General features: G+C 43.2%; 10 protein-coding genes. 9 read left to right on the top strand and 1 reads right to left on the bottom strand.

Annotation, left to right across the window (positions count from 1 at the left end; genetic code table 11):
• Nucleotides 1-195: 195 nt before the first annotated feature.
• From rpsD to nrdI, 5 genes are all read left to right on the top strand, one after another.
• On the top strand, nucleotides 196-807 hold the full coding sequence (rpsD, locus tag STRDD13_RS06040; protein ID WP_067103031.1) for a 30S ribosomal protein S4: 612 nt from the start codon (nucleotides 196-198) through the stop codon (nucleotides 805-807).
• A gap of 366 nt (nucleotides 808-1,173) precedes the next feature.
• Complete coding sequence (locus STRDD13_RS06035) at nucleotides 1,174-2,187, top strand: glycosyltransferase family 2 protein (protein ID WP_067103029.1); 1,014 nt, start codon at nucleotides 1,174-1,176, stop codon at nucleotides 2,185-2,187.
• A 125-nt stretch (nucleotides 2,188-2,312) separates the two neighbouring features.
• Complete coding sequence (gene aspS, locus STRDD13_RS06030; protein WP_067103027.1) at nucleotides 2,313-4,061, top strand: aspartate--tRNA ligase; 1,749 nt, start codon at nucleotides 2,313-2,315, stop codon at nucleotides 4,059-4,061.
• On the top strand, nucleotides 4,054-4,995 hold the full coding sequence (locus STRDD13_RS06025) for a YitT family protein (RefSeq protein WP_067103025.1): 942 nt from the start codon (nucleotides 4,054-4,056) through the stop codon (nucleotides 4,993-4,995). The genes aspS and STRDD13_RS06025 overlap by 8 nt, the downstream gene beginning before the upstream one ends.
• A gap of 28 nt (nucleotides 4,996-5,023) precedes the next feature.
• Nucleotides 5,024-5,494: a class Ib ribonucleoside-diphosphate reductase assembly flavoprotein NrdI gene (gene nrdI / locus STRDD13_RS06020; protein WP_067103023.1), complete on the top strand. Its 471-nt coding sequence runs from the start codon at nucleotides 5,024-5,026 to the stop codon at nucleotides 5,492-5,494.
• Between the two features lie 24 nt (nucleotides 5,495-5,518).
• Here nrdI and argS read toward each other — a convergent pair whose 3' ends face one another.
• Nucleotides 5,519-7,210 carry an arginine--tRNA ligase gene (argS, locus tag STRDD13_RS06015; RefSeq protein WP_067103020.1) on the bottom strand — a complete coding sequence of 564 codons (1,692 nt, stop codon included), beginning with the start codon at nucleotides 7,208-7,210 and terminating at the stop codon, nucleotides 5,519-5,521.
• 112 nt (nucleotides 7,211-7,322) lie between these two features.
• Here argS and argR point away from each other — a divergent pair, with 112 nt between their 5' ends.
• The 4 genes from argR (at nucleotide 7,323) to ruvA (ending at nucleotide 13,341) form a co-directional block, all read left to right on the top strand.
• Nucleotides 7,323-7,766: an arginine repressor gene (argR, locus tag STRDD13_RS06010; protein WP_067103018.1), complete on the top strand. Its 444-nt coding sequence runs from the start codon at nucleotides 7,323-7,325 to the stop codon at nucleotides 7,764-7,766.
• An 11-nt stretch (nucleotides 7,767-7,777) separates the two neighbouring features.
• A complete protein-coding gene (gene mutS / locus STRDD13_RS06005; protein ID WP_067103016.1) occupies nucleotides 7,778-10,327 on the top strand; it encodes a DNA mismatch repair protein MutS in 2,550 nt (849 codons plus the stop codon).
• 177 nt (nucleotides 10,328-10,504) lie between these two features.
• The gene (mutL, locus tag STRDD13_RS06000) at nucleotides 10,505-12,442 is read left to right on the top strand and encodes a DNA mismatch repair endonuclease MutL (RefSeq protein ID WP_067103014.1); all 1,938 of its coding nucleotides are present in this window, start codon (nucleotides 10,505-10,507) and stop codon (nucleotides 12,440-12,442) included.
• Nucleotides 12,443-12,747: 305 nt separating this feature from the next.
• A complete protein-coding gene (ruvA, locus tag STRDD13_RS05995; RefSeq protein ID WP_067103012.1) occupies nucleotides 12,748-13,341 on the top strand; it encodes a Holliday junction branch migration protein RuvA in 594 nt (197 codons plus the stop codon).
• The last annotated feature ends 56 nt before the right edge of the window (nucleotides 13,342-13,397 follow it).

Raw genomic sequence — 13,397 nt, 5'->3', positions numbered from 1 at the left:
ATAGAGTTGCTTTACAGTTATTTAATTTTGTGGTAGACTAGTCTTTGTGTGAAATAGCAGCAGAAGAGTATAGAGCTCGTCAACAGGACATTTGCTTTGAAAGTAGCCTTTGCTGTTTAGGTGAAGATGTTCTGCACGAATTAGGACTCTTCAAGTGACTATTTCCGCCTATATTTTTTACAGGAGGACATTTTCATGTCACGTTATACAGGACCATCTTGGAAACAATCTCGCCGTCTTGGCTTGTCCCTTACAGGTACAGGTAAAGAATTGGCTCGTCGTAACTACGTACCAGGACAACACGGACCAAACAACCGTTCAAAATTGTCAGAGTACGGTTTGCAATTAGCTGAGAAGCAAAAACTTCGCTTCACTTACGGTGTCAGTGAAAAACAATTCCGTAATCTTTTCGTTCAAGCAACTAAAATCAAAGGTGGCATCCTAGGTTTCAACTTCATGCTCCTTTTGGAACGTCGTTTGGATAACGTTGTTTACCGTCTTGGCCTTGCGACTACTCGTCGTCAAGCTCGTCAATTCGTAAACCACGGACACATCCTTGTTGATGGAAAACGCGTTGATATCCCATCATACCGTGTAACTCCAGGTCAAGTGATCTCTGTTCGTGAAAAGTCAGCTAAAGTTCCAGCAATCCTTGAAGCTGTGGAAGCAACACTTGGACGTCCAGCATTCGTATCATTCGACGCTGAAAAATTGGAAGGTTCATTGACTCGCTTGCCAGAACGCGATGAAATTAACCCAGAAATCAATGAAGCACTTGTCGTTGAATTCTACAACAAAATGCTTTAATTTTAAGATTGATAGTACAGAAAGCCTACTGTTGTGGGCTTTTTGCTTTGTCTTAAAATGTTGATTGCTGGGTTTGTTCAGTTATTTGTTCAGTTACAGATTTCCTAGAGCCGTTTCAAAGAATGAGACGGCTTTTTTAGCGTTCTCTTTTGAGAGGTGGCTGAATTTTTTATTTGGATTTTCGACAGAAAATAGAAGATAAAGGGGGAAAAGACTCCTGAAAAATGATAGAATAGGAAGGGCAATCATACAACTCGTATATCCAGTTGCTGACTAAAAATCGATCTTAGGAATTGAAGAAGGATCACGATCTTTAGACATTAAAGAAAAGAACTAGATGATCATAAATCAGTGGGGTGAAAGGAAATGACGTTATTGTCAATTGCTGTTCCAAGCTATAATTCGGAACAGTATTTACACTATTGTGTAGAAGCTTTGTCGATCGGAGGGGATCAAGTCGAGATTTTAATTATCAACGACGGCTCTCGCGATCATACTCAGGAGGTGGCTGAGCAACTCGCTCAGAAACATTCGAATGTCCGGGCAATATATCAAGAAAATAAAGGTCATGGTGGTGCTGTGAATACAGGACTTCGTGAGGCGAAAGGGCTTTATTTTAAAGTAGTGGATAGCGATGATTGGGTGGATTCAAGAGCTTATTTAAAGGTATTAGAAACTCTCCAAATGCTTGAAGAGGCTGCCACGCCTGTCGATGCTTTTATTACAAATTTTGTGTATGAAAAAGAAGGCTCTAACCGGAAGCGATCAATGTCCTATCCAAAAGTCTTGCCGGAGGAGCGGATTTTTACCTGGGAGGATATTGGAAACTTCAAAACCGGACAGTACATGATGATGCATTCACTCATCTATCGTACGGAGCTATTGCGGAAGATACAGTTCTCCTTACCAGAACACACGTTTTACGTAGATAATATTTTTGTTTTCACTCCCTTGCAGGCTGTTGAAAAAATGTATTATTTACCGGTCGATTTTTACCGTTATTTGATAGGACGTGAAGACCAATCTGTCAATGAAGAGATCATGATTTCACGGATTGACCAGCAATTGGCAGTCAATAAAATCCTCATCAAAGAAATGCGGATTGACCAGATTCGTGAGGAGAAGCTTCTTCAGTATTTGCTCAATCACGTAGAAATTACGAGCGTGATTTCTTCTGCTTTGCTCAATAAGGCCGGAAGTAGAGCCCATATGGAAAAGAAAAGAGAACTTTGGGCATATATGAAGTCTGAAAATCCAGCTCTTTATCGTCTTCTTCGTAAAACGAAATTGTCACGTATGGTCAACCAACCTGGCTATCCAGGTCGAAAGCTGTCGAATGGGATTTATCGATTGGCAAGAAGGTTGTATGGCTTTAATTAAGACGAAAAGGATTCTCGTTTTATCCATTAATCCGGGGCCGCGATGGTAGGAGAAATGCTGAATTTGGTAAGCTAAGCAGGAATTTTTGTGATAGAATAAAAGGATAGAGAGAAAGGATAGCAAAAATGAAACGTTCAATGTATGCAGGTCGCGTCCGCAAGGAAAATATCGGTGAGAAAGTAACCTTAAAGGGGTGGGTTGACCGTCGCCGAAATCTTGGAAATTTGATTTTTATTGACTTACGAGACCGTGAAGGGATTGTCCAGCTAGTAATTAATCCCAATCATGTTGCTGAGGCAGTAATGGCAACTGCTGAAAGCTTAAGAAGTGAGTTTGTTATTGAAGTAACAGGTCTTGTTGCTGAGAGAGAGCAGGCAAATGAAAAAATAGCAACAGGCTCTGTGGAAATTTTAGTTGAACAGGTCCGCGTTCTCAATACGGCCAAAACGACGCCATTTGAAATCAAAGATGGTATCGAAGCGAGTGACGATACGCGACTTCGTTATCGTTATCTAGATCTTCGTCGGCCAGAGATGCTTAATAATCTAAAACTTCGCGCGAAAGTAACGCAGTCTATTCGAAATTATCTAGATGGATTGGATTTCATTGACATAGAGACACCGATCCTGACTAAATCCACTCCAGAAGGAGCACGGGATTATCTAGTACCGTCACGTGTCAACAAGGGGAATTTCTATGCCCTTCCTCAAAGTCCACAAATCACGAAACAGTTATTGATGAATGCTGCATTTGATCGCTATTACCAGATCGTGAAATGCTTCCGTGATGAAGATCTTCGAGGAGATCGTCAACCAGAGTTTACACAAGTTGACTTAGAGACTTCTTTTCTATCAGATGGAGAAATTCAAGATATTACAGAAGGCTTGATTGCGCGTGTGATGAAGGATACAAAAGGGATTGACGTCAAGCTTCCATTTCCAAGAATGAGCTATGAAGAAGCGATGAACACTTATGGATCGGATAAACCAGATACGCGTTTTGAGATGCTTTTGCAGGATCTAACGTCTCTTGTGAAACAAACAGATTTTAAAGTCTTTTCGGAGGCACCTGCTGTTAAAGCCATTGTGGTGAAGGGAGCGGCGGAGCACTACTCTCGCAAAGATATTGACAAGTTGACAGAGGTTGCGAAACAATACGGAGCGAAGGGGCTGGCTTGGATAAAGGTAGCAAATGGAGAATTGACGGGTCCGATTGCTAAGTTCTTGACAGACTTGACAGAAGACTTGACAGAATGTTTACAACTTGAAGAGAAGGATTTGGTTTTATTTGTTGCGGATACCTTGGAGATTGCCAATGTGACCTTAGGAGCTCTTCGCGTGCGACTGGCCAAAGAATTGAAATTAATTGATGCCTCTGCCTTTCATTTCTTATGGGTCGTCGACTGGCCTATGTTTGAATGGTCTGAGGATGAAGGAAGATATACCGCTGCCCATCACCCTTTTACCCTTCCTCAAGAAGAGACCGTTCAAGAATTGTCCGGTGATTTGTCCAAAGTACGTGCGGTTGCTTACGATATCGTTTTAAACGGGTATGAGCTTGGTGGGGGAAGTCTTCGGATTAACCACAAACCTTTACAGGAACAAATGCTTACAGCACTTGGATTTACCAAAGAAGAAGCATATGATCAATTCGGCTTCCTTCTAGAAGCGATGGAATATGGCTTCCCACCTCATGGAGGCTTAGCCCTTGGATTGGATCGTTTTGTTATGCTTTTAGCTGGTGAAGAAAATATTCGAGAAGTGATTGCCTTTCCAAAAAATAATCGAGCGATCGACCCGATGACGCAAGCCCCAAGCAGCGTCAACCAAAAACAATTAGAAGAGTTATCTCTTCAAATAGAGCGTCATGAATAAGAAATACAAACTGGTTTTTAAGCGATCCTGGCATCGCTGGCTACGAAAACATAAAAATCTGCGAACATTACGATATTTTTCTACTGAGAGATATGCAGAACGTTTTTCTGGAGCAGTCATGTACGGGCTGTTATCGGCTATAGCGGTTAACTTTTTCTTTCAACCTGGGAATATATACTCCTCAGGAGTGACAGGACTTGCTCAGGTCGTTTCAGCCATTTCCAATCATTTTATGGGGATAGCACTTCCTGTATCTCTGACTTTTTATGCTTTAAATCTCCCATTGATTGTTATTTCCTGGTTTTATATTGGCCACAAATTTGCGACCTTTACCTTTATTACGGTCACAATGAGCTCATTTTTTATCCAAATTGTCCCACAAGTGACTCTCACACCAGATCCCATTATGAATGCTATTTTCGGGGGATTGGCGATGGGAACGGGGGTTGGTTTTGCCCTTAAAAACAATGTTTCTAGTGGGGGAACGGATATTGTGAGTTTGCTGGTTCGTCAGAAAACAGGGAAAAATGTTGGTTCGATCTCCCTCATTGTCAATCTATGTATCATGTCTATTGCTGGTGTGACATTTGGCTGGCGGTTTGCTCTTTATTCCATGATTACCATTTTTATCTCCAGTCAAATGACGGATGTGATTTTTGCTAAGCAAAAGAAAATGCAGGCGATGATTGTCACCAACCATCCAAAGCGTATTACGCGCTTGATTCAAAATAGACTGCATCGGGGAGTGACGATCATCAATGAAGCGGAAGGTGGCTACAACCACGACCAAAAAGCTATTTTGATTACCATCATCAGTCGTGTCGAATTTAATGATTTTAAACAAATTATCCGCAAGGCTGATCCTCATGCCTTTGTATCCGTCTCGGATAATGTAAAAATTATTGGTCGCTTTGTCGAAGAAAAAGAGCTATAAGTCAAGAAATTTACTCTAGGAGGGATGTATGGAGAATCGAGTGAGCTTAGTGTATATTAGCCTGAGTGGAAATACAGAGAGTTTTATCAAGAGGTTAACGACCTACTTGCAATTTCACTCTGATCTTGTCGTAGACCAGGTGCATGTGAAGGACTTGGTCAAAGAGGAAATCCCTTTTTTCAAAGTAGAGACCCCTTTTGTTGCTTTTTTGCCGACTTACTTAGAAGGTGGAAATGGCGTGGACACGGGAGATAGAGAGATATTAACCACTCCGTTAAGAGACTTTATTGCTTATGAACAAAATGATCGAAACTGTATGGGGATTGTGGGTTCTGGGAATCGAAATTTCAACAGACAATATTGCCTTACAGCGAAACAATATAGTCAGCAATTCGGTTTTCCGGTCCTTTATAATTTTGAACTTCGTGGTTTGAATCAGGATATTGAAGAGGTTGGCAAAATCATCATTGAAAAGATGAAAATAAGAAGTAAAATGTAAAAAAGATGCAGATGCATCTTTTTTTTACATTTCATTTGGAGCTTCCATCCCCAGAAGACGAAGAGCTTCTTTCAGAACGGTTGCTGTTGCATAACAAAGAGCTAGGCGAGCCTCTCGTTCTGGTCTTTCTTCTAAAATACGTGTATGAGCGTAAAATTTATTGAAGTTTTGAGCCAAATTTATGGCGTATTTGGCAATGATCGAAGGCTCGAAGTTTTCAGCAGCCCGTTCAATCATCTGAGGGAAGCTTTGGATACTTTTAATGATTTCCCAACTCTCTGCATCCTCTAAACTGTAAGGAGTCGAAGCATCTGGCGTAAAGGCTGCTTTCCGTAAAATGGATTGAATTCGCGCGTGGGCATACTGTACATATGGGCCTGTTTCGCCTTCAAAGGAAACCATCGCATCTAAATCAAAGTCGTAACCGTTCAAGCGGTCGGTTTTTAAATCGTAAAACTTAATGGCTCCCACGCCAACAGCATGCGCAACCGCTTCTTTATCTTTTAAGTTTGGATTCTTGGCTTCAATTTGAGCTTGTGCGCGGTGGATAGCTTCTTCAATGGTTGGCTCTAAGAGAATGACATTTCCTTTACGAGTGGAGAGTTTTTTTCCATTCTTTGTCACGAGTCCAAAAGCGACATGGACTAGGTCGTCTGACCAGTCGTATCCCATTTCTGTAAGAACTGCTTTTAACTCTTTAAAGTGTGCGGATTGTTCATTTCCGACGACATAGACAGCCTTTGCGAAATCGTAGGTCCGTTTGCGGTAGAGTGCAGCGGCTAAATCACGTGTAATATAAAGGGTCGCGCCATCAGATTTTTTGATCAAGGCAGGCTTTTCGATCCCATACTTTTCCAGGTTGACGACTTGTGCTCCCTGGGACTCTTCCAGGAGGTCTTTTTCTTCTAAAAGCTCAACGATTTCGTCCATCTTATCATTATAAAACGCTTCGCCGTGATAACTATCAAATGAGACATCCATCAGATCGTATAAGCGGTTGAATTCAACTAAACTCTCATCACGGAACCATTGCCAAAGGGCGATGGCTTCAGGATCTCCATCTTCTAATTTTCGGAACCAATGGCGTGCTTCCTCATCAATCGTAGGATCATTTTCAGCTTCCGCATTGATACGGACATAGAGTTGCAGGAGTTCTTGAATCGGGTTGGCCTTCACCGCATCTTCATTTCCCCATTTTTTGTAGGCGACGATCAGCATACCAAACTGTTTTCCCCAGTCTCCTAAGTGATTGACTCGGACAGGCTGGTAGCTGAGCTTCGCTACAATGTGGGCGAGTGCATCAGCGATAACGGTAGATCGTAGGTGGCCGATGGAAAAGGGTTTTGCGATGTTTGGACTAGACATATCAAAAACAATGCGCTGGCCTTGTCCGATCGTCTGGTCAGCATAGTGGGGGCCTTGGATGATGACCTGACGTAAGACTTCTTCTGAGATAGCAGATTTGTCTAGAAAGAAATTGATATAAGGGCCGACTGCTTGAACTTTTTCAAAGCGAGAGCTGTCGATTTTTTGAACTAGCTCAGCTGCGATCAAGTGTGGGGCTCTGCCTTCTGATTTTGCTAACATAAAGGTTGGAAAGGCAATATCTCCCATTTCGGATGATTTTGGTTTTTCTAATAATTGATAAATTTGCTCCGCGCTTAAGGATGAAATCTCCCTTGCAAGTACGTCTGCAATACTGGTTTTAACGTCCATATATTCCTCCAATGACTCTGTTGACTCTATTTTATCATAAAATGAATGGGATTAGAAACTTATGGAAAAATATGTTATAATTCAGTGATAAAGATTCATAAGGGAGCGATAGATGAATAAGCGTGAACGACATCAATTGATTAAGGATATGGTACGAAATGAGAAGATTGGACGGCAGATGGATATCCAACAACGGTTGGAACAACAGGGGGTACTAGTGACCCAAACGACCTTATCCAGAGACTTAAGAGAATTGGGCCTCACTAAGGTGTATGAAGGAAACCAAAGCTTCTATGTCCTACCATCTGATCAGGATACACTTAGTTTAGGACAAGTTTTGGCGTCGTCGGTGACAAAGGTCGAACGAGCGAGCTTTATTTTGGTTTTTCATACAGAATTAGGGGAATCAGCCCTCTTAGCCAATGCCATTGATGCAGAAAAGCCAGAGAATATATTAGGAACAATCGCTGGCGCAGACACTTTGTTGGCCATTTGCCGGGACGAAGCGTCTGCAATGGCAGTCCAAGAAGATATCGAACGGCATATAAATTCATAGAGAAGGTGGCTATGGTTGGAGAAAAGATATCCCCAGGAATGCAACAGTATCTGGATGTCAAGGCAAACTATCCAGATGCTTTTTTGCTTTTTCGTATGGGAGATTTTTACGAATTATTTTATGAGGACGCCATAGAGGCTGCACGGTTACTCGAGCTAACACTGACCAGTCGGAATAAGAATGCAGAAAATCCGATTCCAATGGCGGGAGTACCTTATCATTCTGCCCAGCAATACATCGATACTTTGGTAGAGCTTGGCCATAAGGTGGCGATTGCAGAGCAGATGGAGGATCCTAAGCAAGCCGTTGGGGTGGTCAAAAGAGAAGTTGTGCAGGTCATCACACCGGGCACTGTAGTGGATTCGACCAAGGGTGACGCAGAGAGCAATTTTTTGGTTGCCATTGACCGTTCTGCTCCCTCAACCTATGCCTTGGCTTACATGGACGTGTCTACAGGCCAGTTTTTTGTAACATCCGTTGCGGATTTTTCAACAATCATTGGTGAAATTCGAAACTTACGAGCCAAGGAAGTGGTCGTCGGTTATGATTTGAGTTTGGAAGAAGAGCAAATTCTGGAAGAACAGCTCCATTTGCTACTCTCTACCGAAAAGGAAGAGCTGGTATCGAGACATCTGATTTCATCTAGCTTACTAGCCCATGAACAGGCTGTCGCAGGGAAGCTGTTGGCTTATGTACAAAAGACACAGCTAAGGGAATTGGTCCACCTCCAGCCGGTTAGTCGTTATGAAATCAAGGATTATCTGCAGATGGATTTCTCATCAAAAGCTAGTCTTGATTTATTAGAAAATGCACGAACAGGGAAGAGAAACGGTAGTCTATTTTGGCTTTTAAATGAGACCAAAACAGCGATGGGCTTGCGTTTGCTACGGACGTGGATTGATCGTCCTCTGATTCAAAAAGATCAAATTTTGCAGAGACAAGCAGTCGTTCAGACCTTTATTGAACATTTTTTCGAACGCAATGATTTGACGGATTGCCTTAGAGGGGTTTATGATATTGAACGCTTGGCTAGCCGTGTATCTTTTGGGAAGACAAGCCCAAAGGATCTGTTGCAGTTGAGTCAGACTTTAGCTAATATTCCACCGATCCGGTCTTTGTTAGAACTGATGGAAAGTGCCAGCTTGTCCCATCTCGTTGCGGGATTGGATCCGATTCCAGAACTTCATGCCTTGATAGAAGCTGCGATTGATCCGGAGGCTTCCCAAGGTATAACAGACGGAAATATCATCCGTGAGGGCTTTGATGAACAACTGGATGTTTATCGACGCGTCATGCGCGAAGGAACTGGTTGGATTGCGGAGATTGAAAGCCGTGAACGAGAACGGTCTGGTATTCATAATTTAAAGATTGACTACAATAAGAAAGATGGCTATTATTTCCACGTCACCAATTCCAATCTAGATTCTGTTCCGGAACATTTCTTTCGCAAGGCGACCCTTAAAAATTCGGAACGTTATGGAACGGAAGAACTGGCAAAAATAGAAGGTCAGATGTTAGAAGCCAGGGATAAGTCTGCGAGCCTGGAGTATGAAATCTTTACACGCATCCGTCAGGAAGTAGAGAAATATATTCATCGTCTTCAACAATTAGCTAAAACTGTGGCAACAATCGATGTCCTCCAATCGTTTGCTTTTGTCGCAGAACGCCAACATCTTGTCTGTCCGCAATTTAATGAGCAACATGAGATTGAGATACAAAATGGACGGCATCCGGTTGTTGAAAAAGTTATGGGAGCCCAAACCTATATTCCAAATTCGATTCACATGGGGAGTGGAACGGCTATCCAGTTGATTACAGGTCCCAATATGAGTGGGAAATCAACCTATATGCGGCAATTGGCCATCATTGTCATCATGGCCCAAATGGGCTCATATGTCCCAGGTGAACAAGTCAGTCTCCCCATTTTTGATGCCATCTTCACGCGCATTGGAGCGGCGGATGATTTGGTGTCGGGGCAGTCGACCTTTATGGTGGAGATGACGGAAGCCAATAAGGCCATTCAGTTAGCGACCGAGAATTCCCTCATCCTATTTGATGAGTTGGGACGGGGGACGGCAACCTACGATGGGATGGCTCTGGCTCAGTCGATTATTGAATATATCCATCATCATATTCACGCGAAAACCTTATTTGCAACACATTACCATGAGTTGACGGATTTGTCTGAGACCTTGACAGAATTGGAAAATGTCCATGTGGAAACCTTAGAACAAAATGGACAAATCACCTTTCTCCATCGCATTGCAGCAGGCCCCGCAGATCAGTCCTACGGTGTCCATGTGGCACGGATTGCCGGAATGCCTGAAGAGCTCTTGCGCCGAGCAGAATCCATCTTGGTTCATCTTGAGGGGACGTCTCCTAACCAGAACGGTGGAAGGGAACAGGATCTCAATAAGCAAGTGTCCTCTTCTACGAACCAGCAGTTGGATCTATTTTCCACAGAAAGTCGCGTGGTCGAAGCTCTTCGGGCGCTTGATTTAAATCAAATGACCCCGCTAGAAGTGATGCTGGCGATTGCGGATTTAAAGAAGGGATTATAAGACCCTGTCCAAACTCCAGTTGTTGTTCAAGATTTTTTAGAAAGGGAGTGTCCTAGAGTTCTGGGATAGCTCCTCTTTTTTCTTTCAGAAGACATGTGTTACAATAATAGGTAGTGAAAAGAATGTGAATCGATGGGTTAAAAACAGTAACCGTTTAGGATGGAAAGGATTAGAGGAATGGCCACTATTATTGAATTACCAGAAATTTTAGCCAACCAAATTGCGGCAGGAGAAGTCATCGAACGACCTGCAAGTGTCGTGAAGGAATTGTTAGAAAATGCCTTGGATGCTGGTGCCCGTCAAATCACTATCCGGATTGAAGAGGCTGGTTTAAAATTGATCGAAGTGGTCGACAATGGAGAAGGAATCGCTCATGACCAGGTGGCCTTGGCCCTTCGGCGACATGCTACGAGTAAAATCAAAAGTCAAGCAGACTTATTCCGGATTCGGACACTTGGTTTTCGAGGGGAGGCCTTACCATCGATTGCTTCTGTGAGCTTATTAACCATCGAGACGGCTACGGATAGCGGACCACATGGGACACGACTGGTATCTCGTGGGGGAGAGATCGAACGAATAGAAGCTCATAGCCATCCACGTGGCACAAGGATACGCGTGGAAGACCTTTTTTACAATACTCCTGCACGATTAAAGTACATCAAGAGTCAGCAGGCAGAATTATCGCATATTATCGATATAGTCAATCGACAGAGTCTAGCCCATCCCGACGTCACTTTTCGATTGGAAAACGACGGCAGAACCTTAGTCGAAACAACTGGCCAGGGAGATCAACGTCAAGCCATTGCCGGGGTTTATGGTCTTGCGACTGCGAGAAAAATGATTCCGATTGAAACGGGAGATTTGGATTTTCAGATTTCAGGGTATATTTCCCTACCGGAACTAACAAGGGCCAACCGCAACTATATCAGTCTCTTTATTAATGGGCGCTATATTAAAAATTTCCTCTTGAATCGAGCTATTCTAGACGGCTATGGCAGTAAACTCATGGTGGGGCGCTTTCCGATTGCAGTTATTGATATTGATATTGACCCCTACCTAGCGGATGTCAATGTACACCCGACCAAACAAGAGGTACGGATTTCCAAGGAGCGAGAGTTGATGAATCTCCTGACCCAAGCTATAGCTTCTAGCCTGAAAGAGCAGGAACTTATCCCTGATGCCTTGGAAAACCTGGCTAAATCCACTGGTCGCCATCAGCCCAAAGGAGAACCGATTCCTTTATCACTACGGGAAGAGCCGACCCCTTATCGCACCAAGCGGGAAGAACTGTTTGTAGAAGATTTTCAGAAAAACACCTGGAATACTAAGCAAAATCAGTCATCTAATCGTGTGGAAAGGACAGATGAAAAGTCGCAAGTTGCCGTGCATTACGCCCAGCGAAGGGTTGTAAAGGAATCTGATCAAGATCATCCTGAACTGTTCCAAAAGGGGCTAAAGAAAGTGGTGGATCGTTTGGAGGGAGAAAAGACGTCAACCTTCCCTGAACTAGAGTATTTCGGTCAGATGCACGGGACCTATCTCTTTGCCCAGGGCCAGGGGGGCCTTTATATCGTCGACCAACATGCTGCACAAGAACGCGTCAAGTACGAGTATTATCGGGAGGCAATTGGTCAGGTGGATGCCTCTTCTCAGCAATTATTAATTCCCTATCTCTTTGAGTTTCCTGCAAATGATGTGCTACTTTTGGTGCAAAAAATGGATATCCTAAACAAAGTGGGGATTCATCTAGAAGCTTATGGTGAAAATCAGTTGATTCTAAGGGAACACCCGATTTGGATGAAGGAAGAGGAAATTGAGACTGGCGTCTATGAAATGTGTGACATGCTCCTTCTGACAGATCAGGTTTCGGTCAAGCAGTACCGTGCGGAACTGGCCATTATGATGAGTTGTAAACGATCGATTAAGGCCAATCATGCCTTGGACGAATTTTCAGCTAGGGATTTATTAAAGCAACTTTCTTTCTGTAAAAACCCCTATAATTGCCCACATGGACGTCCTGTTTTAGTGCATTTCAGTACCTCTGACATGGAAAAGATGTTCCGTCGCATTCAGGAAAATCATACCAGCCTGCGGGAATTAGGAAAGTACGAGTGATGGGTGGCATTTTGTTCCAGAATAAGAGCGCAAGCAGGGAATAAAGGCCTCCTCAGGTAGATAACTGGAGCTGGTTTTATAGTCTCGGTGATAGTCAGAAAGACCGTCGTCCCACCTCCGCACCGTTGAGTCGAGCTGTAAAAGCGGATGAAATCAGCCTAGTAGAGCTCACTCCACCACTGCGTCTTGCGCAACAATCCAAAAACAATGGAGAGGCTAGGACTTTGGTCCCGGCCTCTTTTTTTAGCATGTAATGCCGATCAAAAAATATGGTATACTTAGAAGAAAAACGAGGAAAGAAAAAAATGTACGAATATATTAAAGGAATATTAACCAAAATCACCGCCAAATACATCGTGGTGGAAACAGCTGGATTGGGCTACTTATTGCACGTAGCGAACCCCTACGCCTACTCTGGCAAGATGAACCAAGAATTGCAAGTCTACCTGCACCAAGTGGTGCGTGAGGATGCTCATCTTCTGTACGGTTTTGCGACTGAAGAAGAAAAACAACTCTTTTTAAACTTAATTTCTGTGTCAGGGATTGGGCCTGTCTCTGCTCTTGCTATTATCGCGGCAGATGATAATACAGGGTTGGTACAGGCTATCGAAAGCAAGAACATCACTTATCTTACAAAATTCCCCAAAATCGGCAAGAAAACAGCCCAACAAATGGTGTTGGACCTCGAAGGGAAGATCAATGTCGAGATGGGGGATAAACCTGCGAAATCGATAGAAGCAACCGGTCCAGGCAATCAAGAGCTGGAAGAAGCGATGGAGGCGATGCTTGCTTTGGGTTATAAGGCAAGTGAACTCAAGAAAATCAAAAAATTCTTTGAAGGAACGACTGATACCGCAGAGAACTATATCAAGTCGGCCCTAAAAATGCTCGTGAAATAGCTGAGCAGATAGAGGACGATGGGTGGTTTGTTTTTATCAATAAAATGAATAAAAAC

This window comes from Streptococcus sp. DD13, assembly GCF_001578875.1.
Classification (GTDB): domain Bacteria; phylum Bacillota; class Bacilli; order Lactobacillales; family Streptococcaceae; genus Streptococcus.
Note: the sequence above shows the minus strand (reverse complement) of the source record. Positions and strands in the feature narration are given on the sequence as shown.

Bases quoted from the DNA above. Each gene is read 5' to 3' on its own strand.
- rpsD (WP_067103031.1), top strand. From the start codon at position 196: ATGTCACGTTATACAGGACCATCTTGGAAACAATCTCGCCGTCTTGGC.
- STRDD13_RS06035 (WP_067103029.1), top strand. From the start codon at position 1,174: ATGACGTTATTGTCAATTGCTGTTCCAAGCTATAATTCGGAACAGTAT.
- aspS (WP_067103027.1), top strand. From the start codon at position 2,313: ATGAAACGTTCAATGTATGCAGGTCGCGTCCGCAAGGAAAATATCGGT.
- STRDD13_RS06025 (WP_067103025.1), top strand. From the start codon at position 4,054: ATGAATAAGAAATACAAACTGGTTTTTAAGCGATCCTGGCATCGCTGG.
- nrdI (WP_067103023.1), top strand. From the start codon at position 5,024: ATGGAGAATCGAGTGAGCTTAGTGTATATTAGCCTGAGTGGAAATACA.
- argS (WP_067103020.1), bottom strand. From the start codon at position 7,210: ATGGACGTTAAAACCAGTATTGCAGACGTACTTGCAAGGGAGATTTCA.
- argR (WP_067103018.1), top strand. From the start codon at position 7,323: ATGAATAAGCGTGAACGACATCAATTGATTAAGGATATGGTACGAAAT.
- mutS (WP_067103016.1), top strand. From the start codon at position 7,778: ATGGTTGGAGAAAAGATATCCCCAGGAATGCAACAGTATCTGGATGTC.
- mutL (WP_067103014.1), top strand. From the start codon at position 10,505: ATGGCCACTATTATTGAATTACCAGAAATTTTAGCCAACCAAATTGCG.
- ruvA (WP_067103012.1), top strand. From the start codon at position 12,748: ATGTACGAATATATTAAAGGAATATTAACCAAAATCACCGCCAAATAC.